This window comes from Treponema sp. UBA6852 (assembly GCA_002449305.1).
Taxonomy (GTDB): Bacteria; Spirochaetota; Spirochaetia; order Treponematales; family Treponemataceae; genus Treponema_D.
In genome coordinates this window covers 1-22,509 of record DKDI01000048.1, presented here as the reverse complement: position 1 = coordinate 22,509, position 22,509 = coordinate 1, and the positions used below count along the sequence as shown (strand labels likewise).

The window sequence follows — 22,509 nt, the reverse complement described above, 5'->3', positions numbered from 1 at the left end:
AATGAAGCGGATTTTTTTTATAGCGGCGATTTGCTTTTGCATTTCGGTTGCTTTTTCTCAGGCGGAAGACGATATTTCGTTTGATGACGATTTGCTTTTTTCAGATTCAGAAGACATTGTTGTTGAGCAGTCCGATGCGTCGGAATTTGTTTCTTCCAAGCAGTCGGTGAAAATTGGAACTTCTGAATATTTTATTCCTTTGAAATTTACAGGCCATTTTGAGTCTGACTTTGGATACTACGGAACCAAGCATAATCAGAATTCTGAAAATGATGAATTTAAAAATTCAGTTTATTTTGACTTGGCGAATTATATTTATTTTATGGCGCGTCTTGACAAAACACTTTCTGTGCGCGGAACAACCAGCGTAAAATTTCCGCCCAAAAAAGATGCCATAAAACTTGACGAGCTTTATTTTGACTATTTGATTTGGGATAGAATTTATATTACGGCAGGAAAAAAAGCGACCGCCTGGGGATATACAAGACTTTTCAGCGGAGAAAACGCATATAGCCTTTATACAGATACTGACTATGACAAGCTTACCGAAGAAGAAAAGGAGCAAATACGGCAGGAAATTGAAAAGCAAGGTTATCTTTACACAAATATTTTAAGCGACAGTTCTGATGCTGTTTCCGGACTTTTGCGCATTCCTTTTTGGACTGGAACTTTGTCTGGAATTATTTTATACGGCGGAACTTCAACGCAGCCTGCATTTGAAGACATTTCGGCGGCTGGCTCTCTTGAAATGACATTTTTTCATACGACTTTTAATATTTTCGGAAGAAAAAATCCAAAGCTAGAAACAGGCTCAACACCGGTAACTGTCGGCGCAGAAGCAAAACGGACCATTTTTGGAACAGACCTTTATGTTCAGGGAATCGGAAAACTTACAGATGACCACCGTGATATTTCAAAGTATGTTTTTACGGGCGGATTTTATCATTTGTGGGACGGACATGATCCGAATTTTGGCTTGAATTTTGAATTTCAGGATTCTTATAACAAAGAACTTGAAAAAAACAGCTGCCGCATTTACCTTGATCTGGGTTTAAAACGGCTTGGAAAAAATAAAGACATGAAGCTTGGCTTGCAGTGGCAGCATATTATAAAAAGTGAAACAGAAGACGATAAAAGCGGCCTTGTAAAATTTGGTTTTATAAAATCAGGGCTTTTCCCGAACGCGGAATGGAACACAGGAATTGAAGTGCGCTATCATCAGCTTGATGCAAACTATGAAAATAAAATTTACATGATCCGGCTTGGAAGTTCAATTCAAGTAAAAATGGACTATTAAACTGTGTTTGTGTTGATTTTCTGCGGAAATATATATAATATTATTTTATAGAATATTTCTGTTTTTTTTTCAGATTTTCTACATTATAAAATGCGAGGTGCTTATGGCTGTTCAGCCTATAGATCTTTCTACCATTTATTCTCAGATGGATAAGATTGGGCAGTTTAATGCTTCGCAAGTCCAGAATGCAAGCATGGCGAATAGGCAGCATCTGGAAAAAACAGCCCAACAGCAAACTCAAAAAGCCCAGACTGTTACAGAAACTTCACAAAGCGAGGATTCTGCAAAAATCAAGGCTGATGTGAGTCAGGGCGGAGGCGCTGGACAAGGACTTTTGCAGGGAGATGGAAAATCCGCAAAGCAAGAGCCGGAAATTAAAAAGCCTACTGTCTATGAAATAAAAGATCCAAATCTTGGACAGCATATTGATATTACAAGTTGAAAAAAAAATGCCGTTTGCGTTGACCATTGCTGTTTTTATAATATTTTTCAATATACTCATGTGGGTTGTCTTTTTTAAGAAGTTTAACACTTTTTTTTCCACAGATAAAATTATTGAAGAGACTAATGAAAAGGCAAAAGAAATTATCAAAAGCATAAATTTCAACGCAGGAAGAAGCATTGATTTAATAGAAGATAAAATTAAGCAGCTTAAGGCTATTTCTGCGGAAGCCGAACGAAAAATCGGAATGTTAAAAAAAGAGCTTTCTCTTGCTGAAAAATCAAAATCATTTCAAAAAAAACTGGATTCGGCTTCAAAAAATTCTTTTATGCAAGGCGACTTGTTTTTTACAGAAAAGGCAAAAAATGAGCTTGGAATAAAAAATTTGCCTAAGCCGGAAGTTGAAGTTAGAAAAATTCCTGTAGTTGAGCCTGAGCTTTTTATGGCTGAAAACCCAATTGTTCCTAAAAAGGACTTTAAAGCTCAGGTTTTGGAACTTCGCGCCCTTGGAATTCCATCAGAAGAAATTGCAAGAAAAACAGGCAGAAGCATTCAGGAAGTAAAACTTGTAATCGAGTTTTCTTGATTTTTTTTTGTACTTTTTACGGACTTGTTTTAATAAATATTTTCTCAAAACAGCTTTTTTTTCTTGAACTTTGAAAAGAATCAGAGTATATTTTTATCTATGAGTAATTTGAAATTTAAAAAGGTCAAATTTGGAACTTTGTATGATGGAAGAAAAGTTCATTTGTACACAGTTTCAAACGGCTCTATGAGCTTTTCTGTTATAGATTATGGATGCACAATTACAAGCATTCTTTTACCTGCAAAAGACGGAAAAAAAGTTGATGTTCTTTTGGGCTGTTCAACTCTGGAAGGCTATGCTTCTAGTGGAAGTTGCTTTGGAACTGTAGTTGGTCGCTTTGCAAACAGAATCGGCGGCGCATCTTTTTCTCTCAATGGAAAAACTTACCAGCTTGATAAAAATGACGGTGAAAACTGTCTTCACGGCGGATTTGACCGATACGAAAAGAAGCTGTGGTCTGCAAAAAAAATCCGTACTGACAAAGGACTTGGAATTGAATTTTCAAGAGTAAGTTTGGCAGGCGAGCAAAATATGCCTGGCAATTTAAAAATAAAAGTTACCTACACATTAAATGAAGATAATGAGCTTACTTTGGATTATTCTGCCAAGACAGATGCTCCGACTCCAGTAAACCTTACAAACCATGCCTATTTCAATTTGAAAGGCTATGATGGCGGTTCTATTGAAGATCAGGAACTCAAGATGGATTGTTCAAAATTTGTTGAAGTTGACGAGCATCTCATTCCGTCTGGAAAACTTTGTTCTGTTGATGAAAAAAAAGCTTTTGATTTTAGAGTTCCAAAGCTTATCGGCAAAGATATGAAAGAAACTGGCTCTGGATATGATCACGCTTATTGCATAGATTCGCACAATGGAAGTTTAGTTGAATTTGCCGTGTTAAAAGATCCTGCTAGCGGACGTACAATGACTGTTTCTACAACGTTGCCTGCCTGCCAGATTTATACAGCAAATTTCATTGATGGATTTGGAAAGAACGGTTATCCTTTAAAATCTCATGATGCTGTTTGCATGGAGACCGAGGCTTATCCTGACGCTCCGAACCATGAGAATTTTCCAAGCTGCATAGTAACTCCAGAAAAGCCGTACCATGAAACTACGGTTTATAAATTTGGTTTTTAGTTTTCAGCAATTATAGAAAAATATAAAGAGGTTGTGATGGACATTCAATTACAGGAATTAATCGAAAAAATCAAAAAGGACGGTGTTTCTAGTGCCGAATCTGCCGCCCGCAAGATTATTGCCGATGCGGAAAAAAAAGCCGCTTCAATTGTAAGCGATGCTGAAGTAAAAGCTGACAGCATAATAAAAACTGCAAAGGCTGAAACAGAACGCATGGAAAAGGCCAGCGAAGATGCTATTGCTCAGGCTGGACGAAACCTTATCATTTCATTCCGTGATGGAATAAACAAGGAGCTTTCTGCTATTGTAAATTCCGAAACAGAAAAAGCAATGGATAAGGATTTGCTCAAAAAATTGATTCCTGAAACTGTAAAAGCTTGGTCTGCCAATCCAGATGCGGATAATATTTCTGTTCTTTTGCCTGCAAAGGATTTAAAAGTTCTTGAAGCAAGCCTTAAAACTGCATTAAAAGCAAAAATTTCAAAAGGTCTTGTAATAAAAAGCGACGCCTCTCTTTCAGCAGGTTTTAGAATTGGATCGAAGAATGGCTCTGCATTTTATGATTTCAGCGCGGAAGAAGTTGCGGCTTTGTTCAGTGCCTATTTGAATCCAAAAACAACAGAAATTATGAAAAAGGCGGCTGCAGGAATTGCAGAGGAAGAGCCAAAGCCTGTTGTAATAGAAGAAAAGAAACCAGCGGCTTCAAAAGCTAAGAAAACTGTTGCAAAGCCGGCGGCAAAATCACGTGCAAAAACTACAAAGGAAACAAAATAGTGGAACATCTCTATTATTTGGTTGCCCAGCTTCCGGCAATTTCTGTAAATGATGACAGTTCTCAAAAACTTCCGCTTACAGTTGGATATTTCAAGGATTTGTGCAGCCGTTTTATGTCTGAAAAATCTGCGAAGCTTGCTGAAAAACTTACGCTGGAACCTCCTGTTGAACCTGTTTCGACAGGTTCCGTATTCCTTGATGAATGGTACGCAAAAGAAAGATGCCTTCGACTTGCATTGGCCCAAATCAGGGCTTTAAAAATGAAGAAAGATATAAAGGATCTTCCTTCTGCAAGTGATGGTGAATCTGTTCAGGCCGCGCGGACTGCTACTGGAATGGACAGTCCTTTGGCAGCGGAACAGTATCTGAATCAGTACCGTCTTGGAATTTTGGATCGGATTGCGCCTATGGACAGTTTTTCGGCTGATGCGGTCTATAGCTATGGACTAAAACTGATGCTTGCCGAGCGGATGAAGAAGTTTAACAAGGATGAGGGCTTGGCTTCTTACCACAAAATTTATGATGAAATTCTTGGAGAAAAGAAATGACTGATACAAAAGGCAAAGTTGTTGCTGTCAATGGAAACATGGTTTCTGTTGAATTCGATGGAAAGGTATCTCTCAATGAAGTAGGCTACGTTAAAGTTGGCGGAAAAAGCCTGAAAGGAGAGGTAATCCGTATCCGCGGAAATACAGCGCAGATGCAGATTTATGAAATGACAAATGGTATTTCAACAGATTGTTCTGTAGAATTTACTGGAGATTTGCTTAGCGTTGAAGTTGGCCCTGGTCTTTTAGGTCAGGTTTATGATGGATTGCAGAATCCGCTTCCTCTTCTTGCTGAAAAATCCGGCTACTTTCTTGAGCGCGGTGTTTATCTTCCTGCTCTTGATGAAAATAAAAAATGGGAATTTACTCCTACTGCAAAAGAAGGCGACAAAGTTTTTGCAGGAGACAGCATAGGATCTGTTCCAGAAGGACCTTTTACTCATAAAATTCTTATTCCTTTTGGATTCCTTGGAACTTATACAATCAAAAAAATTGCAAAAGCTGGTGAATATAAAATTCATGATACCATTGCAACTCTTGCTGATGAAAAAGGAAAATCTATAAATATTAGCATGAGCTTTAAATGGCCTGTAAAGCGAGCCGTAAATTGCTATGCAGAACGTCTTAGTCCAGATGAGCCTATGGTTACAAAAGTCCGCCTGATTGATACATTTTTCCCTGTTGCAAAAGGTGGAACATATTGTATTCCAGGTCCGTTTGGCGCTGGAAAAACTGTTCTTCAGCACACAACAAGCCGCAATGCCGATGTTGACATTGTAATTATAGCTGCTTGCGGAGAACGCGCTGGTGAAGTTGTAGAGACTCTTACAGAATTTCCGGAGCTTAAGGATCCTCGCACTGGACGTTCTCTTATGGAGCGCACAATCATAATTTGCAATACATCTTCTATGCCTGTTGCTTCCCGCGAAGCTTCGTGCTACACAGGCGTTACTCTTGCAGAATATTACCGTCAGATGGGACTTAATGTTCTTCTTCTTGCGGATTCTACTTCAAGATGGGCGCAGGCTATGCGTGAAATGTCTGGCCGCTTGGAAGAAATCCCTGGTGAAGAGGCTTTCCCTGCATATTTGGAGTCAACAATCGCTTCTTTCTATGAACGTGCGGGAATTGTAAAGCTTCGCGATGGAAATGTCGGTTCTGTTACAATTGGTGGAACTGTTTCTCCTGCAGGTGGAAACTTTGAAGAGCCTGTAACTCAGGCAACATTGAAAGTTGTTGGCGCATTCCATGGTCTTAGCCGAGAACGTTCCGATGCGCGCCGTTATCCTTCTATTGATCCTCTTGATTCTTGGTCAAAGTACAAATCTACAATTGGACACAATCTTGTTGAATTTGCTCGTAATGTCTATAAAAGAGGCGCAGAAGTCAACCAAATGATGAAAGTTGTTGGCGAAGAAGGAACAAGCCTTTCAGATTTTGTTATTTACTTGAAGAGTGAATTTCTTGATGCCGTCTATATGCAGCAGGATAGCTTTGATGAAATTGAAGGCGCATCTTCTGTAGAACGTCAGAAATACGTTTTCAATAAAATTGTTGAAATTCTTGGATCTGACTTTGACTTTGAAGAGAAAGACGATGCCCGCAATTTCTTTAATACTTTGCGCCAGAATTTCATTGATATGAACTATAAGGAATTCAAGAGCGCAGACTTTACAAAAGCTGAAAAAGTCATAGAAAGTACTTTGGCTTCAAAAAATGCGCAGGTATCTAACGAGGCAAAGAAGCTTCTCAAGGACGGTGAATAATGAATAAAGTATATAGCAAAATTGAAAGCATAAACGGAAGCGTTATTACTGTAAAAGCAAAAGGTGTAAAGCTTAATGAGCTTGCTGAAATAAACACAAGGTTTGGAAAATCCCTTGCTGAAGTAAATAAGATTGATGGCGAAACTGTTTCGTTGCAGGTTTTTGCGGGCGGACGCGGTGTTGCTACAAATGACCAGATCCGCTTTTTGGGACACGAAATGCGTGTTTCTTTTAGTGAAAATTTGCTTGGTCGCATTTTCAACGGTTCAGCAGAACCAAGAGATCATGGACCTGCATTGACTGAAAATCTTGTTGCAATCGGAGGACCTTCTGTAAACCCTGCAAAACGTATTAATCCAAATAGAATGATGCGTACAAACATTCCAATGATTGATGTTTTCAATACTTTGGTTGTTAGTCAGAAAATTCCGATTTTCTCAATTTCCGGTGAGCCTTACAACCAACTTTTGGCTCGTATTGCTATGCAGGCTCAGGCTGATGTTATTGTTCTTGGCGGAATGGGCTTGAAATACGATGACTATCTTTACTTTAAAAAAACATTGGAAGAAGGCGGCGCATTGAGCAAAACTGTAATGTTTGTTCATACTGCTGCTGACCCAACTGTTGAATGCATTAAAATTCCGGATCTTTCGCTTGCTGTTGCAGAGCAGTTTGCGCTTCAGGGAAAGGACGTTCTTGTTCTTCTTACAGACATGACAAACTTCGCTGATTCAATGAAGGAAATCGCAATTACTCAGGAGCAAGTTCCTTCTAACCGTGGTTATCCAGGAGACTTGTATTCTCAGCTTGCCAGCCGTTACGAAAAGGCTGTTGACTTTGCTGATTCAGGCTCTATAACGGTTTTGGCTGTTACAACAATGCCTGGCGATGACGTTACTCACCCTGTTCCTGACAACACTGGATATATTACAGAAGGTCAGTATTATCTTAAGGGCGGACACATTGAGCCTTTTGGTTCTCTTTCTCGCTTAAAGCAGCAGGTTAACAGCAAAACACGCAAAGATCACCGTTCTCTTATGGATGCGATGATTCGTCTTTATTCCCAGTACAAAGATACTCTTGAAAAAAAGTCAATGGGCTTTATTATGAGTGCTTGGGACGAAAAGCTTTTGAAATATGGAGAGCTTTTTGAATCAGAGATGATGGATCTTACGGTAAACATTCCTCTTGAAGAAGCCTTGGACAATGGATGGAAAATTCTTGCGGAATGTTTTGACAAGGCGGAAACTGGCTTGAAGTCTGAATTGATAGAGCAGTTCTGGCCAAAAAACTAAACCTGAATATTAAGGATTTATTTTATGGCAAAATTAAAACTGACTAAAAACGAGCAAAAGACTCAAAAAGATGCGCTTAAAATGTATCAGCGTTATCTTCCGACTCTTACGCTTAAAAAGCAGCAACTGCAGTCAGAAATCCGCGCCATAGACGAAAAAGCAAAATCTGTCAGGGCTGAAAAAAAGGCTTTGGAAGAGGATTTTGAAAAATGGATTTCGGTTTTCGGTGAAAAAGATGCCTTTAAGCCTGATATGGTTACTGTAAAAAACATCAAAAAGGGCTGGGGCAATATTGCCGGTGTAAAGATTCCTGTTTATGAAGGCGCAGATTTTGGACGTGGCGACTATAATCTTTATTCAACACCGCTTTGGATTGATATGGCTGCGGATAGAATGGAAAAAGCCCTTGAGCTTGATTTGGAGGCGGAAGTTCTGGATGAGCAAGTAAGGCTTTTAGCAAAAGAACTTCGTACAACAACTCAGCGTGTAAATCTGTTTGAAAAAGTAAAAATTCCTGAAACAAAAGCTAATATCAAGCGCATAGGAATTTTTCTTGGAGACGAACAGGTCAATGCGGTTGTACGCTCAAAAATTTCCAAGAAAAAACTTCAGGCTGATGCTAAGGAGGCTGAATAATGGCTATTGTGCAGATGAAAAAAGTCTCTTTGGTTATTCTTGATTCAACAAGAAAGGCTTCTTTAAAGCAGCTTAGAAAAGCTGGAGTTTTGCATTTGGAAGCTGTGGAAGGCTCTAGTCCAACCCTTTCTGCTTACAAAGAATCGGCTGCGGAAACTGATAAAGCTATTTCTATTCTTGATGAAATAAAAGAGCCAAAAAAGTCTTCTGCTTTGATTCAGGAAAAACTGGATAAAGATGCTGCCCGGGAAAAAGTAAAGGAAATAATATCTTTAAGTGATAGAAAAAAGACACTTTTTGATTTGATTTCCCAAAATAAAAATGAGCTTGCTCGGCTTGAAAAATGGGGTGACGTTAATCCTGAAGAATTCAAGGCTTTTGCAGAAAAAGGAATTTTCCTATATATGTATGAAATTCCTTCTGAAAAGTACCAGTTGATTGGAGAGGATTGCAAAACTGTTCTTGTAAATTCCTTGAACAAAGTTTCTAGGTTTTTGCTGAAATCAGAAGTACAACTTGAAGAGCGTCCTGCTGGTCTTCCTGCTGAAGCTTATGCTGTTCCTTTGCCTGAATCTTCTACTCGCCAGATGAAGAAAAACATCGTAGATGACGAGCATGAAATTGAAGCCATCAATAAGAAGATTTTTGCAGAGAAAAAATTCCGAACTGCTTTGCTTGATTATAAAAAGAAGCTTGCCTCTGATATTGAATTTGAGAATTTGTACAGCGGCATGGAATCAGAATCTTCAAATGAAACTTCCGATGATGAAGAGACAAAGCTTGCATGGCTTACAGGATATGTTCCAGTTGACTCAATGAAAAGTTTCAAATCTGTATGTGCAGAAAACGGCTGGGCATTTGTGGCTTCTGATCCTGCGGATGATGATCCTGTTCCGACAAAGTTAAAGAACAATAAGCTTGTGGAACTTATTTATCCGCTTACAAATTTTCTTGATGTTACGCCGGGCTACCATGAATATGACATTTCGGGCTGGTTCTTGCTTTTCTTCTGCATTTTCTTTGCGATGATTTTTGGCGATGCAGGATATGGAGCATTAATCTGTGCGCTTTCAATTGGACTTATGGCTAAAGGCGCAAAAAATGGAAAGGCATTTTCATCTGTAAACGTGCTTGTCTTTTTGCTTGGATTCAGTACAATGTGCTGGGGTGTTTTGACTTGCACTTGGTTTGGAATAGATTCAACAAGACTTCCAAAATGGATGGTGAATTTGTCTTTTGCACCAATTTCACCCGCAAAAGTGGGATCTGATGTTTCTAATACTAACCAGCAGATTTTCTGTTTTATCCTTGCTATTATTCAGCTTAGCATTGCCCATATAAAAGGAATTCTTCGTTACAGAAAATCCTTAAAGTGCCTTGGAGAACTTGGCTCTTTGCTTGAGCTTTGGGGAATGTACTACGTTGTAATGGACATGGTTGTTGATGCTGTAAAATATCCGCTTGGAATTACAGAAGAAACTTTGTATTTCTTTGGAATCGGCTGGCTTCCAATTCCTTATGTTGCGCTTGGTGTGCTTTTCTTTGGATTTATTTTGAATTTTGTATTTTCAAATTATGACGGAAGTATTAAGGATTCGATTTTTGAAAGTCTAAAGAACATTATCAGTGTGCTTTTGGGAATTGTAAATGTTTTCAGCGACATTGTCTCTTATATACGTTTGTGGGCAGTTGCGCTTGCAGGTGCGGCTATAAGCAGTACGATAAATACAATGGCTGGTCCTATGCTTGGCAAGTTGATTATGGTTGGTTTTGGCGTTATTCTTTTGTGCTTTGGCCATGGACTGAATATTGTGCTGAACCTTTTGTCTGTTATTGTTCACGGTGTGCGTCTGAATACTCTTGAATTCAGTCAGCATCTTGGAATGTCATGGAGCGGAACAAAATATTCTCCGTTCCGTGAAGAAAAATAAAATTTGAATTACGGCAGTTTTCTGCCTAAAAAATTAGATTAACAACGCAAATTTGCGTAAAGGAGTATTTATGAACTGGGGAATGATTGGTGCTGGTGTTGTAATGGGAATTGCTGCGATTGGAAGCGCAATCGGTATTGGAATTGCAGGTCAGGGAGCAATTGGAGCTTGGAAAAGGTGCTACTTGAACAATAAGCCTGCGCCTTTCCTTTTGGTTGTTTTTGCAGGTGCTCCGCTTACACAGACAATTTACGGTTTCCTTCTTATGAACACAATGAGAACTTCTTCAGCTGATCCTTTGTTCCTTCTTGGACTTGGAATTGCTTGCGGTCTTTCAATGTGCATGTCTGCTGTTGCTCAGGGAAAAGCTGGCGCTGCTGGTTCTGATGCTTTGGCGGAAACAGGAAAAGGATTTGCACAGTACATTATGGTTGTAGGTCTTTGCGAAACAATCGCTTTGTTCTCTATGGTATTCGGAATGATTGTTTGCTAAAATTTTTCATTCTATAGAAACTAAAATGCCCGGGGCTTGATTGCTTCCGGGCTTTTTTTTGTTCAGGAATTTATGCTAAATTGTAAAAACGCCTGCTTCAAGATTCTGAGCAAACTTATAAAAAATAAATGCTTTTACACAAGTCTCCAATATGATATAATAGATTCTATGGAAGAAAATTTTAAAATCCCGCGTGTAATTCAAATCGGTGGAAATAACGGAACAAAAAAAATATATATTGGCGGAAAAAATCCTGTTACAGTTCAGACAATGTGGAAAGAGCCAATAACTGAAATTGACAAAACCGGTCTGGATTCAGTTATAAAGCGCATTGACAATTTGAAATCACTTGGATGCGATATTATTCGTTTTGCTGTTCCTGACATGGAAAGCGCGCGTTCTTTGTGCAAAATTGCCGAGAACACGGATGTTCCGCTTGTTGCTGATATTCATTTTGACTATAGGCTTGCATTGGAGTGCTTAAAGGGGAATATTTCTGTAATAAGAATCAATCCTGGAAATATAGGAAGCTTTGACAAGACAAAAGCTGTTGTAGAGGCTTGCAAAGAAAAAGGCACGGCCATAAGAATTGGTGTGAACACAGGATCTTTGCCAAAAGACTTGGAAAAAAAAGTTGAAAGTTCAGAAATTACGAGGGCTCAAGCTTTGGCGGAAACTGCATTAAGGGAATCTGAAGTTTTTGAGTCGCTTAAATTTGAAAATTTTGCAGTCAGCATGAAAGCTTCGTCTGTTCAGGAAACAATTGATGCAAATGAAACCTTTGCTCGTCACTCAGATATTCCTTTGCATATTGGAGTAACAGAGGCAGGTCCTTTGATTACTGGCGTTGTGAAATCCACACTGGCATTTTCTCATCTTTTAAATGAAGGCATTGGCTCTACAATCCGTGTCAGCCTATCATCTTCCCCAGAGAATGAAGTTATTGCAGGAAGGGAAATTCTGCATGAATGCGGACTTAGAAATGGCGGCGTTACCTTGATAAGCTGTCCTAGATGCGGACGTTTGGGCTTTGATGTCCATGGCTTTATGGAGCGATGGCAGAACAAATTGCTTGCACTTGATAAAAATATTACGGTTGCGGTAATGGGCTGCATTGTTAATGGACCTGGTGAAGGTAAGCACGCTGATTTAGGAATTGCTGGCGGCGGCGGAAAGTGCATAATTTTCAAAAAAGGAAAAATAGTGCAAACAATTGATGAAAAAGATGCCGATATAGAATTTAAAAAGGTCTTGGAGAATCTTTAATTCAATGAGAAAGTTTGCTATAAAATTTATTGCTGTTTTTTCGTTTGCTTTGTTTTTTTGCTTTGATATTTTTGCCGCTCCTAAAAAGCCTCAAAAGGGGCAGGAAGATTGGAGGGCATTGCAAAAGTCCAAAGATTTTTTTGAAAAAAATGACTTTGGAACTGCTGTAAAATTTGCAGAGCAAGCAAAGTTTATACGTTCTCAAAATGCCCAGTGGCAAACTTATATTCTTGATGAAACTTTAAAAAATTCAAGAGTCCGACGGGCGGGAGATTCAATTGAACGTGTTTCCCAAGTTTTAAATGAATTGAAATTTACAGAAGCCTCAAAAATTGTTTCAATGCATATTGAAAAACATGGCGCAGATTTTTTCAACGGAAGCTATTCAAAATTGATTGAGTTTATTTCAGTTTATGCGCACTATCCAGAGGCTGATTTTCTTCTTGGAAAAATTTATAAGCTTGAAGGTGAGTATTCTGTTGCCTTGGATTATATGAAAGATGCTTATGATTATTCAGTGAATCTTGATATTCCAATGGAAAAATATGATTTGCTTTATGAACTTGCCGAGCTTTCTTATGACTTGGGAAACAAAGATGATTATGAAAAATATCTTCTTGTTATTGCAAGCGATGATTCTGTTTTTACGAATTCTAGCTATATAGATGCGCTCCTTCATATTGTTAATTCTGATTCTTCTGACAGTCTTGAAAAATTTTTTCTTTTGTACCGCGCAGAAGATGCAACAGGGCTAAAAGCATTTGTTAAACTCGGCAAACTGTATATGTCAGAAGCTGAAACTGACAAGGCGTTGAAATTTAATGCTTTTGCAGGAATTTTGGCTGTAACAAAAATTGAATCCGTTTTAATGCAAAGAATAAACGGCTTTAAATATTTAAATTTTAAGACACTTCTTGCGGAATCTTCCAACTACAGCGATATTGTGGAGTGGGGCATAAAAAACGATGTGTGGGAATTGTTTTGTGATCTTGCGGACTCTGCTGCTAATTCTGGAAGAATTGTTTTTTCACGTTCTCTCTTTGAGTCTCTTTCAGAATCAGCACCTGTTGAATATTGGAAATCTTACGCTTCAGAAAAAATTGTAAAAGCTGAAAATTGAATTAGAATTGAAGTCCTAAACCAAAATACGCTTCCCAAGCCTTTCCTTTTCTCCATGAGCTGTCAAAGTCCATGCGTCCATTGAGAATCTTTTTGGAAAGGTCTACGCCAAGACTTGCGCGCACAACAAAACTCTTCCATTTTTCAGGATAAACAAGGGCTTCAAGACCGCCCGTATAGATTCCTTCTTTGTAGTTCAAGTTTGAGCCAGTGCCTCTGTTTTTTATCAATGCGGCATCAAAGAATGGGCTTAGCTGAAATTCAAAGTTCAGGTACTTGAAAATTTTATGTGGTAAAAATGCAATTGCTTTTACAGCTTTAGGCTTTGTGTCATAACTTCCAAACAATGCATAGCTCCAGTCAAGCCAACGGACGGTAACAATGTGAATCGGCATATCAAAGTTGAAAACTATCGCAGCTGGAGTTTTTAATGCGTAGTTATCTGCGTCAACTTCGTAGTCATCAAATTCCTGTTTGTCTGGCGCGCCTCTTAAGTATTCGCCGATTGAAAAATTTGTGTTATAGCCTGCAAATCCGTTTGCATTGATTGCAAAGCCAACATATTTGAAACTTTTGAATAATTTTAAATTTGCTTCAACTGATGGAACTACTTTCTCATCGATTGTATCTGCTGTTATGTCCCAGCCCATGTATTGAGATGCAGAAAATGAATATCCAGTTCTAAAGTTGTTTACGCCCACCCAGTTTATATTACTGAAACTTATTGTTTGCCCCGGTTTTATCATCGGTGTTTGGTTCAAGTCGTCATTGCTTTTGTTGATTCCGTTTCTATCCCAGTTATACGTAAAATTTATAGAAGGCGTATAAGTAACTTCTGTTGTGTTTCCTATGTAACCAATTGAAAATGGAACTGAAATTGTCGCATTTTCTACAAAGTAAAGTTCATCGTCATATTTTTCATAGTCAAGATTTTTTATTATTGACTGTGAAAATTCAAATTTAATTTTATGCTGACCGATTGGAACTACAACGGCAATTCCTGTTGTGTAGTCGTATTCCGGAGCGTTGTCTCCTATTGTCCAATTGAAATCAAAAGAATTGCTCCAAGTGTTTTCGGTAATTCCAATGTCAAAAGGATAATCATAGCTAAAATTGAATCCTGTTGTTACTTTTGAATAATTGTCTGGCTCGTCATCATCTCCAAAGTTCAAATTCAAATCAACATTCAGATCATTCATAAGTCCTAGAAAGTTATTGTCTTTGAGCTTGAGCTTGATTTCTATTCCTGAGTTCGTGTCTAAAGCCGGCTTTGGAAAAATCAGCATTGAATGGGAATCTTTAAAAGTATACTGCGCTTCAATAAGATTTATTCCGTCGTCTGTTGTTTCCGCTATGTTGTATGAATATTCAATGTCTGTAAGAAGCCTTGTGTTTTCTATATTCTGATATATGTCATGAAGATATTCTTCAAGTTCTTCCTGAGATGTAAAAACTCTTTTGTAGTTTATATCTGAGATATTTTTTCTTAACGCAGACTCTTTTGTTTTTCCTTTTGAAATAAAGTCAACTTTTTTTATTTGAAAAAGTTCTTCCTGTGCAAAAACTGCTGATGCGCAATAAAGCACAACGAAGACAAGTATTTTTTTTAAATTTTTAAGCATAAATCAATAGGCTCCTTTGCCTTTTATTACAACTCCGACTGTTTTTATCAAAATCCAAATGTCAAGCCACACAGACCAGTTTTGGATATAATAAGTGTCTAAATTGATTCTTTCCTCGTAGCCAGTGTCGCTTCGTCCTGAAATCTGCCACATTCCGCTTAATCCAGGCTTTACAGAAAGCACATAGTCTGAATATTTTCCGTATTTTATGAGTTCAGGCTCTGTAACTGGGCGCGGGCCGACTAAGGACATTTCTCCGACAAAAATATTCCAAAGCTGCGGAATTTCATCAAGACTGGTTTTTCTAAGGAATTTTCCAAGCTTTGTTACACGCGGATCATCTGTGAATTTTCTGTCTTTTTCCCATTCCGCGGCTCTTACAGGATCATTTTCAAGAATTTCCTTTAACTTTTTGTCTGCGTCAATGCACATTGAACGGAATTTCCAGCATTTTAAAACTGAATGATTTTTTCCGACTCTTTTATGTCCGTAGAAAACTGGTCCTGGCGAACTTATTTTTACTGCGATTGCAATAATTAACGTAAGCGGAAGCAAAATCGGCGCAACGCAAATGCAGGCAAGAATATCGATTGCTCTTTTTAAAAACAAGGAACTTTTTTTTGTAAGATAGTTTGTTGAAGAGAACGCAAGAATTCCGCCGAAATCTTTCATGTGCAAAGACATTGTTGTGTTCAACTGCTCTCTTGGCACACGGATTAAATATCTGTAATTTGTCTGAAGTTCTTCAAGGTTTTTATTGAATCCGCATAGAATCCCGACTTTTATGTTGATTTTTTTTAAAACTGCGGAAATTTCAGCAGACTGCTCAACAATTTTTATTCCAAGAAATTCATCTTTGTGAATGACTGAGTCCGTTACAATGAGAATCGGTCTATAGCCAAGATATTTTTTTTTCAAAAGCCGCTCTACGATTAAATTTGCCCTGTCATCTTTGTTGTAAACTACCGCTGGAACTCCCCACCATGAGAATTTTGCAAAATATCTTCTGCTTAATTCTCTTCCAAGCGGAAGTAAAATTGTTGCAAACGGCCATGAAAGCACAAGTGCTACTGCAATTGGAATAAGGTCTTTTGTGGACTTTATAGTTGTAAGCGCAAAAGCTTCTCCAATAAGAATGAAAAATGATGAAAGTGAAAATCTTCTTACTTCGTCTTCTGGAGCTAAAAGAATTCCTGGGTAAAGTCCATTTAAATAGAAAACAATGAAAACTGCTGGCAAGAAAACTGAATATTTCAAAAAAGATCTGAAATTTATACAGGAAGGGTCGAACGCATTTACAATAAAAAATCCAATGCAGATTGAAAGCATAAAAAGCAATGCATCTATAAAGCCAAGTGAGACACCAGAAACGAATGAACTTGTGTGCCTATATTGAGATTTTAAGTATTTTTCTAATTCGTCTGCGTTGATACTAGAAATCATAAGTCTATCTAATATAAAGGAAAAAAGCGAAATTGTCTATTGTTACACATAAAAACGCATTATTTTCTAGTTATTTCACTTAAAATCAAAGATGCTGTTTTTTTATAGGAATATTTTTCAGGAATTTCTCCAAGCGGACTTTCATCGCAAAAAGTTCTTTGCATTTTTTCGCATAAATCATTGCTGTTTCCGCTTTCAAAAAAGACAACTGGAAATCCATCATAAATTTCCTTGAAAACTGGAATGTCAGAAATAACGGCTTTTGTTCCGCAGTAAAGTGCTTGCAACGGCGGAATTCCAAATCCTTCATAAAGCGATGGCTGAATTAAGAATTTTGCCTGGCTTAAAAGCAACAGCAATTTTTCATTTTCAACAAATCCAGTGAATTCAATTGAATTAGAATATTTTGAATTCAGCTCGCTGATTTTTTCTGAAATGCTGTTGTCCTTTGTTCTGAAATTGTCCTGAGAGCCAACGATTAAAAGTTTTGGCTTTTCCGCAATGTTTTCAAGCTGATAAAACTTTTCAAAAGCCTCAAGCAGAACAGAAAGTCCTTTATGCTTTTTTATGTTTCCGATAAAAATTATGGAGTTGTCCTTTTTCACATTTGAACATTTTTTTTCCATATAACTTGGAAGACCGTTGTAGACAACCGAAATTTTTTTCTTGCATTTTAGAACTTTTTCAATTCTTTCCTTGCTGAAATTTGAAACTGTAAAAATTTCCTTGGATTTTCTTATAGCGCGTTTATAGAAAAATTTTCTTGCAATAACTCCAGCTTTTCCGCAGAGTCCTTTTACATCAAGAAAAACGATGTCATGGATTGTTGAAAAAACAGGAATTTTTATTCCGCCCGGAATATTGCAATATGGCGAAAAATAAACATCGCACAAATTTATTTTTTTTAAAAGTTCTTTCGGAAATAGAAACATTTCTTTCAGTGAAAAAGTTTTTACATTGCAAGGAGTACTTTCTTTTGTGCCGAATAAAAACAATTCGTTTTCGCTGCTCTTCAAATATGGAAGAATTTCGTCTAAAAAAGTTCCGATTCCGCTTTTTCCGCTCATTCGGCAGTCAACTGCAATTTTCATTTTCCCTCGTCGCAAATAATATTTTCTGCTATTTTTTTTATGAGGCGTGAAGCTTTTCCGCGGTGGCTTATCGCATTTTTTTGTTCTGCTGTAAGTTCTGCGGCAGTCTTTCCGAGTTCAGGAAGATAGAAAATCGGGTCGTATCCGAATCCGCCAGTTCCTCTTGCATCTTCAAGTTTCTCAACAATTTCACCTTCCATTGTTTCCTGCACAACAAAAAGCCTGTCATTTCCCATGTAAAGAACCATTGAGCAAGTGTAATGCGCTGTCCGCTTTTGAAATTTTCCAGAGGAAATTGAATCTGTTATTTGCTGAATTAAAAATTTATTCTGATCTTCCTGAGGAATTTTCTTTCCATCAGGTTTTCCTTTCATAAAATCCGGTCCTGCATAACGCGAAGAAAAAATTCCTGGAGCACCGTTCAGTGCATCTGCGCAAATTCCAGAATCGTCAGCAAGAACAGGGGAGCGCACAATTTCCCACAAGGCTTTTGCTTTTATAAGGCTGTTCTCGTAAAAAGTCAAGCCGGTCTCTTCTGGATCAAAGTCAATTCCCTCGTCCTTTGGAATTACAATTGTATGCTCTGGAAAAAGCTCCGAGACTTCACGTTTTTTATTAAAATTTCCGGTTGCAAGATAAATTTTCATTCCAAAAGAATAGCATTTTAAATGCTTGTTGTCGAGAGAATGGCAGTTTTCTGTAGTTTTCTATTCGTCTCCGTTGAAAATTTCCTTTGCCTTTGAGACAAGGAAAGCAACATGGCGCGGACTCATTGAAAGAAGCCTGCCAACCGTTATGTTTGTGGGAACAGGAATTTGCCTTGAAAGTTCTTCAATCGATTTTCGCCATCTTTGGTCATGCGAGTTGAATTTTTGCAGTTCGTATTCAGTACATGCTGATTCTTTTTGCGCTTCTCTTTGTTTTTGCATTGAAAATTTCTTTCTATGATAATATGCAAAATTTCGTCTTTTAAATAAATTATGAAAACGCATTTCCTTTTTTTCAATTGATTCTTTTGCGCTCATAATCATTTTTCTAAGTTTTTCCTTGCTGCATCCTGTGGCGGCGGAAACTTTTTCAACAAGCGGATCCGTAATGCTGTAACAAGATTTTAGCGCAAGAACAAGACAGAGTTCTTTTGTAAAACTTTCGCTGATTTTTGTTTTTCTTTCAGAATGCCTTGAACAAGCCGAATATTCAAGATTTTTCTTTGCAACTTTGTAAAGTTCTTCTGTTGTCATTTCATTTTCAAAATAAATTTCTTCATTCTCAAGAATGAAACTAGATTCTTCGACAACTAAAGTTTCGCAAAAAGATTTTTTTTCGTTTGCCAAGAACTGTTTCCTTTTTCGCCAAAAAGCCGATGCCTGCAAAACTCCATAAATGTAAGTGGAAAAATCGCTTATTTTTGGATTGTACTTTTTTAGGATATGGATGAAATGTTCTGCCATATAAACAAGAAAATCTGAAAAATCATCCTCGCTCATGCTTGCAAGTCCCAGTTCAAATTTCCGCCTGAACATAAATTCCAAAAGCAAATTCTTTGCTTCCTCTTCACTTGTCTTTTTTTCGCTGAAATCCTTCCAGATTTTTCTTACTTCCGCCGTAGTTTTTTCACTCATAATTTCTCCTATAAAAAGTCAATGAGGAAATTCCAATTTCCGATTTGACTTTTTAAGCATATTCGCAATGAAATGAGAATATGCAGTTGATAAGGAAGTTTGCGACGCAAACTTGTGAAAGAAAAATAGCAATATTTATGCCAAGTGAAATTACGTGAAATTTGCGTGTTTTGCTTGATTTTTTGCTATTTTATAGCTGAAAAAATAACTAGCGGCTGTAAGTTTTTTCAAAATATAACAGGATTTTTGTTATTTTCTGTTATTTGATAAAAAAATATTGCAGAAAAACTAACAAAAAAGCCTCCATTTCTGGAAGCTTTTTCTTTTGTCTTATTATCTTATGGAAGAAAAATTAAAGCACTTTTGAGAATTCTTTTAGGATTAAAGGCAACAATGTTTCAATTTTTCCTTCTGTGCTCGCTCCGGCAGCATTTTTGTGTCCGCCGCCGCCGAATTTAGAAGCAATTGCGCTAACGTCGCATTTTTCCTTTGAACGGAATCCCAGTGTGCATGAAAATTCTGTTTCTTGCCGAATGAACAAAATAGCCTCTACATTTTCAACTTCAAGCATGAGCGCGTAAAAAGCATCGCTGTCCCGGCCGTCTTGCCCGAATTTTCTTGTATCGTCCATTGTTTCAAAAGTTACAACAAGTTTTCCGTTGAAATGCCGTTCCGCATGGTCTAGCATAATTCCCAGAAGTTTTCTTGTGTTCCATTGCTTTCCGCCTGTCATTTCTTGATAAATTTTTCTTGGGTTTGCGCCGGATTCAACAAGCCTTGCCGTTCCCTTGAAAACTTCTGCGCTGTCTTCTGTAAGATACTTGAAAAATCCTGTGTCAGTCGCCATTCCAAAGAAAAAAATATCCGCCTGTTCTTTCGAAGGTTTTCCGACAATCGCTTCAAAAAGCTGCTGGACAAGGCAAGCTGCCGCCGGTGAAGTCGGGTCTATTATGTTGTCTGAATTTTTTACATCGGCTGTTTTGTGGTGGTCGATTATAAATGTGCTGAATCCTTTTAAATCTCCATCAATATCGCCGAGCCTTGAAAGTTCCGAACAGTCCGCGATTATAAGTCCGCATGAATTTCTTTCGTTCTGCGTCATAAAGGGCAGTGCATTTTTAAATTTTGGCGCGAATTTCTTTATTTCGTTTCTTTTAAAAGGTCCGGCGTTAAGCATTATGTAAGGCTTGTTGAATTTGTCCAGAATAAATGAAAGTCCTATGCAGCTTGAAATGCAGTCGCCGTCCGGTTCTTTGTGTCCTGCAATAATGAAACTCTCATGGGAATCTAAAAAACTTTTAAATTTTGAAATTTGGTCTTTTGAAATAAGAATCATATTTTTCCTGCCTGAAATTAAAAAAGACCTGACCCTGAAATTTCCAGAATCAAGTCTCCTTACTAAAAAATGTGTTTTTCTACTTGCTAATTTTTCTAGTAGTCAAGAGTAAGCGAGTCTGCGTCAGTTCCGTCAATCTGCATTCCGCTAGGTGCAATTGCCCAAAGTGAATTGAAACGGTTTGTAGGAGCTGTAATCCATACTTTTAGGAATTCACCGTTTTGGCTTATTACAGTCATGTATGGAGAAAGACCTTTTGGCATAGTTCTGAAATTGAGCTTTCTAGCTCCGTCTTCATTTTTGAACCATTTTTTTGGAAGAACCGCAGTTCCGATGTCTATGCCCTGTTTTTCGTAAAGCACAACATAAGCGTCTTTCTGGTCATAAATTTTGAAGATTCTTACATTCTGATAAGAAATTGTAGATACATTGTCTCCGTGATTCCATACAGGCTGCTTTGTCTGCTCGTTGTTTTCCTGTGAAACTACTGGCAACATAACTGCAAGAGCAAGAACTGCCGCGGCAAAAAACTTCTTCATGAATTCCTCCGAATTTATTCTATTATATAAGCGCGAGCATAATGGCTTTTATGGTATGCTTTCTGTTTTCCGCCTGATCCCAAACCTTGCTTGCGCTGCTTTCGAAGACTTCTTCTGTAACTTCCTGTTCTTTTACAGCAGGGAGGCAGTGCAGGAATATAGTTTCAGGCTTGCCAGTTGCTTCCATAAGCGCCTTGTTCACTTGGTATGGCTGAAGCAATTTTACGCGCTCTTCTTTAAGCGATTCTTCACCCATGGAAACCCAAACATCAGTATAAAGGCAATCTGCATTTTTGACAACTGAAATTTTATCAGAAACAGTTATAGTTGCTCCAGATTCCTTTGCAAATGGCGCGCAGATTTTTAGTATTTCATTATCAGGCGAAAGTTCTTTTGGCGCAAATACGCTGAAATTAATTCCGAACTTAGAACAAATCAGCATAAGAGAACGAGCCATATTGTTTCGTCCATCTCCGCAGAAGCAAAGTGAAAGTCCTTTTAAATGCCCAAAATTTTCCTTTAGCGTCATAATATCTGCAAGAACCTGAGTAGGGTGGAAGTCGTCTGTAAGTCCGTTTATAACAGGAATCCCTGAATATTTTGCAAGGTCTTCAACATGGGACTGCTTGAATCCGCGGAATTCTATCGCGCTGAACATTCTTCCAAGAACTCTCGCTGTGTCCTGCACGCTTTCTTTTCCGCCGAGCTGAATATCGTCAGTTGACATGAATACAGGATGGCCGCCTTCTTCGCCGAATGAAGTTTCAAATGAAGATCTTGTGCGTGTTGAGCGTTTTTCAAAAATGAGCGCGATTGTTTTCCCTAAAAATCTCTGGTGGACTTCGCCTGCATGGGATTCTTTTTTTACTTGAAAGGCCCAGTCTAAAATCTGGCTGATTTCCTCTGGCTTCCAGTCTATCCAGTTTAAAAGGCTTCTTCCTTTGAAAGGGCTTTTGAATTTTTCTGCCTTCATCTTGCTTCCTCCATTTTGAATTATGATTATAAGATTAATTGTGTATAAAATCAACTGTTTATGCAAAATGGTACAGTTTTTATGTATATTTATACATCTTTTATTCTATGCTGAAACAGATTGCGCTAAGCTGTTTTTAGCCCAAATAAAAAAAGCACCTCAGAAAACTGAAGTGCTTAATTCTATAGTGGCAATAGGGATCGAACCTATGACACATGGAATATGAGTCCATTGCTCTACCGACTGGGCTATGCCACCACGAATGAACAGAATATAGCACGCCACTAAAAATATGTCAATACCAGTTTTTAAATTTTATCAACTTTTGTAAAAGTTAAGTAAAATATCTATCATTTATGCATTTTAAAATGCTTCTGATTCTTTTTTTAGTTCTAGTACTTGTTTTAATGGAAGTCCTGTGGCTTTTACTATATTTTCGATAGAAAGATTCATCTCTATAAGTTTTTTTGCAGTTAAAGTCGAATTTTTAGCAATAGTTTCTTTTGCAATATTTTGTGCCATGTCCTTAGCCATGTTTTTTGCAATATCTTGAGCCATGTTTTTTGCAATATCTTGAGCCATGTTCTTTG

The 22,509-nt window shown here is 37.8% G+C and carries 20 protein-coding genes, 1 tRNA gene and 2 pseudogenes; 13 read left to right on the top strand and 10 right to left on the bottom strand.

Annotated features, from left to right (window positions below):
* The first annotated feature begins 1 nt into the window (after window position 1).
* The 13 genes and pseudogenes from B3209_RS10935 to B3209_RS10875 all read left to right on the top strand — a co-directional run bounded on the left by B3209_RS10935 (window position 2) and on the right by B3209_RS10875 (window position 13,294).
* Entirely contained in the window at window positions 2–1,297 is a 1,296-nt protein-coding gene (locus B3209_RS10935; protein ID WP_296663220.1) for a hypothetical protein, read from the top strand.
* A gap of 103 nt (window positions 1,298–1,400) precedes the next feature.
* Window positions 1,401–1,739, top strand: coding sequence for a hypothetical protein (locus B3209_RS10930; RefSeq protein WP_295798419.1), 339 nt, complete (start codon window positions 1,401–1,403; stop codon window positions 1,737–1,739).
* A 58-nt stretch (window positions 1,740–1,797) separates the two neighbouring features.
* On the top strand, window positions 1,798–2,325 hold the full coding sequence (locus B3209_RS10925; protein ID WP_296663217.1) for a hypothetical protein: 528 nt from the start codon (window positions 1,798–1,800) through the stop codon (window positions 2,323–2,325).
* A 99-nt stretch (window positions 2,326–2,424) separates the two neighbouring features.
* Entirely contained in the window at window positions 2,425–3,465 is a 1,041-nt protein-coding gene (locus B3209_RS10920; protein ID WP_296663212.1) for an aldose epimerase family protein, read from the top strand.
* A 36-nt stretch (window positions 3,466–3,501) separates the two neighbouring features.
* Window positions 3,502–4,107 (top strand): annotated as a pseudogene (locus B3209_RS10915) (V-type ATP synthase subunit E); the annotation flags it as partial.
* Window positions 4,108–4,238: 131 nt separating this feature from the next.
* Window positions 4,239–4,787: a DUF2764 family protein gene (locus tag B3209_RS10910; protein WP_296663209.1), complete on the top strand. Its 549-nt coding sequence runs from the start codon at window positions 4,239–4,241 to the stop codon at window positions 4,785–4,787.
* Window positions 4,784–6,553 carry a V-type ATP synthase subunit A gene (locus B3209_RS10905; protein WP_296663206.1) on the top strand — a complete coding sequence of 590 codons (1,770 nt, stop codon included), beginning with the start codon at window positions 4,784–4,786 and terminating at the stop codon, window positions 6,551–6,553. The genes B3209_RS10910 and B3209_RS10905 overlap by 4 nt, the downstream gene beginning before the upstream one ends.
* Complete coding sequence (locus B3209_RS10900) at window positions 6,553–7,848, top strand: V-type ATP synthase subunit B (RefSeq protein ID WP_296663203.1); 1,296 nt, start codon at window positions 6,553–6,555, stop codon at window positions 7,846–7,848. The genes B3209_RS10905 and B3209_RS10900 overlap by 1 nt, the downstream gene beginning before the upstream one ends.
* Before the next feature lie 24 nt (window positions 7,849–7,872).
* A complete protein-coding gene (locus B3209_RS10895) occupies window positions 7,873–8,484 on the top strand; it encodes a V-type ATP synthase subunit D (RefSeq protein WP_273466703.1) in 612 nt (203 codons plus the stop codon).
* Window positions 8,484–10,415 (top strand): V-type ATP synthase subunit I, encoded by a 1,932-nt coding sequence (locus tag B3209_RS10890; protein ID WP_296663200.1) that lies wholly within the window; start codon window positions 8,484–8,486, stop codon window positions 10,413–10,415. The genes B3209_RS10895 and B3209_RS10890 overlap by 1 nt, the downstream gene beginning before the upstream one ends.
* A 70-nt stretch (window positions 10,416–10,485) precedes the next feature.
* Entirely contained in the window at window positions 10,486–10,908 is a 423-nt protein-coding gene (locus B3209_RS10885) for a V-type ATP synthase subunit K (RefSeq protein ID WP_295799227.1), read from the top strand.
* Between the two features lie 168 nt (window positions 10,909–11,076).
* The gene (gene ispG, locus B3209_RS10880) at window positions 11,077–12,174 is read left to right on the top strand and encodes a flavodoxin-dependent (E)-4-hydroxy-3-methylbut-2-enyl-diphosphate synthase (protein ID WP_296663197.1); all 1,098 of its coding nucleotides are present in this window, start codon (window positions 11,077–11,079) and stop codon (window positions 12,172–12,174) included.
* Between the two features lie 4 nt (window positions 12,175–12,178).
* Complete coding sequence (locus B3209_RS10875; RefSeq protein ID WP_296663194.1) at window positions 12,179–13,294, top strand: tetratricopeptide repeat protein; 1,116 nt, start codon at window positions 12,179–12,181, stop codon at window positions 13,292–13,294.
* A 1-nt stretch (window position 13,295) separates the two neighbouring features.
* Here B3209_RS10875 and B3209_RS10870 read toward each other — a convergent pair whose 3' ends face one another.
* From B3209_RS10870 to B3209_RS10825, 10 genes and pseudogenes are all read right to left on the bottom strand, one after another.
* Window positions 13,296–14,915, bottom strand: coding sequence for a hypothetical protein (locus B3209_RS10870; protein ID WP_296663192.1), 1,620 nt, complete (start codon window positions 14,913–14,915; stop codon window positions 13,296–13,298).
* A 3-nt stretch (window positions 14,916–14,918) separates the two neighbouring features.
* On the bottom strand, window positions 14,919–16,358 hold the full coding sequence (gene wbaP, locus B3209_RS10865; protein WP_296091711.1) for an undecaprenyl-phosphate galactose phosphotransferase WbaP: 1,440 nt from the start codon (window positions 16,356–16,358) through the stop codon (window positions 14,919–14,921).
* 59 nt (window positions 16,359–16,417) lie between these two features.
* Window positions 16,418–17,449 (bottom strand): glycosyltransferase family 4 protein, encoded by a 1,032-nt coding sequence (locus B3209_RS10860; protein ID WP_296663189.1) that lies wholly within the window; start codon window positions 17,447–17,449, stop codon window positions 16,418–16,420.
* Complete coding sequence (gene rdgB, locus B3209_RS10855; RefSeq protein WP_296663186.1) at window positions 17,446–18,096, bottom strand: RdgB/HAM1 family non-canonical purine NTP pyrophosphatase; 651 nt, start codon at window positions 18,094–18,096, stop codon at window positions 17,446–17,448. The genes B3209_RS10860 and rdgB overlap by 4 nt, the downstream gene beginning before the upstream one ends.
* A gap of 60 nt (window positions 18,097–18,156) precedes the next feature.
* Window positions 18,157–19,071, bottom strand: a complete 915-nt coding sequence (locus B3209_RS10850) for a hypothetical protein (RefSeq protein ID WP_296663183.1) — start codon at window positions 19,069–19,071, stop codon at window positions 18,157–18,159.
* Window positions 19,072–19,423: 352 nt separating this feature from the next.
* Window positions 19,424–20,407, bottom strand: coding sequence for a DHH family phosphoesterase (locus B3209_RS10845; RefSeq protein WP_296663180.1), 984 nt, complete (start codon window positions 20,405–20,407; stop codon window positions 19,424–19,426).
* Between the two features lie 95 nt (window positions 20,408–20,502).
* On the bottom strand, window positions 20,503–20,946 hold the full coding sequence (locus tag B3209_RS10840) for a hypothetical protein (RefSeq protein ID WP_296663177.1): 444 nt from the start codon (window positions 20,944–20,946) through the stop codon (window positions 20,503–20,505).
* Window positions 20,947–20,968: 22 nt separating this feature from the next.
* Window positions 20,969–21,919 carry an ornithine carbamoyltransferase gene (argF, locus tag B3209_RS10835; protein ID WP_296663174.1) on the bottom strand — a complete coding sequence of 317 codons (951 nt, stop codon included), beginning with the start codon at window positions 21,917–21,919 and terminating at the stop codon, window positions 20,969–20,971.
* A gap of 185 nt (window positions 21,920–22,104) precedes the next feature.
* A tRNA-Met gene (locus B3209_RS10830) sits at window positions 22,105–22,177 on the bottom strand.
* A 105-nt stretch (window positions 22,178–22,282) separates the two neighbouring features.
* Window positions 22,283–22,509: pseudogene (locus tag B3209_RS10825) on the bottom strand (hypothetical protein); the annotation flags it as partial.

Excerpts from the sequence above, each read along its gene's own strand:
- B3209_RS10935 (WP_296663220.1), top strand. The coding sequence starts at position 2 with ATGAAGCGGATTTTTTTTATAGCGGCGATTTGCTTTTGCATTTCGGTT.
- B3209_RS10930 (WP_295798419.1), top strand. The coding sequence starts at position 1,401 with ATGGCTGTTCAGCCTATAGATCTTTCTACCATTTATTCTCAGATGGAT.
- B3209_RS10925 (WP_296663217.1), top strand. The coding sequence starts at position 1,798 with ATGTGGGTTGTCTTTTTTAAGAAGTTTAACACTTTTTTTTCCACAGAT.
- B3209_RS10920 (WP_296663212.1), top strand. The coding sequence starts at position 2,425 with ATGAGTAATTTGAAATTTAAAAAGGTCAAATTTGGAACTTTGTATGAT.
- B3209_RS10905 (WP_296663206.1), top strand. The coding sequence starts at position 4,784 with ATGACTGATACAAAAGGCAAAGTTGTTGCTGTCAATGGAAACATGGTT.
- B3209_RS10900 (WP_296663203.1), top strand. The coding sequence starts at position 6,553 with ATGAATAAAGTATATAGCAAAATTGAAAGCATAAACGGAAGCGTTATT.
- B3209_RS10895 (WP_273466703.1), top strand. The coding sequence starts at position 7,873 with ATGGCAAAATTAAAACTGACTAAAAACGAGCAAAAGACTCAAAAAGAT.
- B3209_RS10890 (WP_296663200.1), top strand. The coding sequence starts at position 8,484 with ATGGCTATTGTGCAGATGAAAAAAGTCTCTTTGGTTATTCTTGATTCA.
- B3209_RS10885 (WP_295799227.1), top strand. The coding sequence starts at position 10,486 with ATGAACTGGGGAATGATTGGTGCTGGTGTTGTAATGGGAATTGCTGCG.
- ispG (WP_296663197.1), top strand. The coding sequence starts at position 11,077 with ATGGAAGAAAATTTTAAAATCCCGCGTGTAATTCAAATCGGTGGAAAT.
- B3209_RS10875 (WP_296663194.1), top strand. The coding sequence starts at position 12,179 with ATGAGAAAGTTTGCTATAAAATTTATTGCTGTTTTTTCGTTTGCTTTG.
- B3209_RS10870 (WP_296663192.1), bottom strand. The coding sequence starts at position 14,915 with ATGCTTAAAAATTTAAAAAAAATACTTGTCTTCGTTGTGCTTTATTGC.
- wbaP (WP_296091711.1), bottom strand. The coding sequence starts at position 16,358 with ATGATTTCTAGTATCAACGCAGACGAATTAGAAAAATACTTAAAATCT.
- B3209_RS10860 (WP_296663189.1), bottom strand. The coding sequence starts at position 17,449 with ATGAAAATTGCAGTTGACTGCCGAATGAGCGGAAAAAGCGGAATCGGA.
- rdgB (WP_296663186.1), bottom strand. The coding sequence starts at position 18,096 with ATGAAAATTTATCTTGCAACCGGAAATTTTAATAAAAAACGTGAAGTC.
- B3209_RS10850 (WP_296663183.1), bottom strand. The coding sequence starts at position 19,071 with ATGAGTGAAAAAACTACGGCGGAAGTAAGAAAAATCTGGAAGGATTTC.
- B3209_RS10845 (WP_296663180.1), bottom strand. The coding sequence starts at position 20,407 with ATGATTCTTATTTCAAAAGACCAAATTTCAAAATTTAAAAGTTTTTTA.
- B3209_RS10840 (WP_296663177.1), bottom strand. The coding sequence starts at position 20,946 with ATGAAGAAGTTTTTTGCCGCGGCAGTTCTTGCTCTTGCAGTTATGTTG.
- argF (WP_296663174.1), bottom strand. The coding sequence starts at position 21,919 with ATGAAGGCAGAAAAATTCAAAAGCCCTTTCAAAGGAAGAAGCCTTTTA.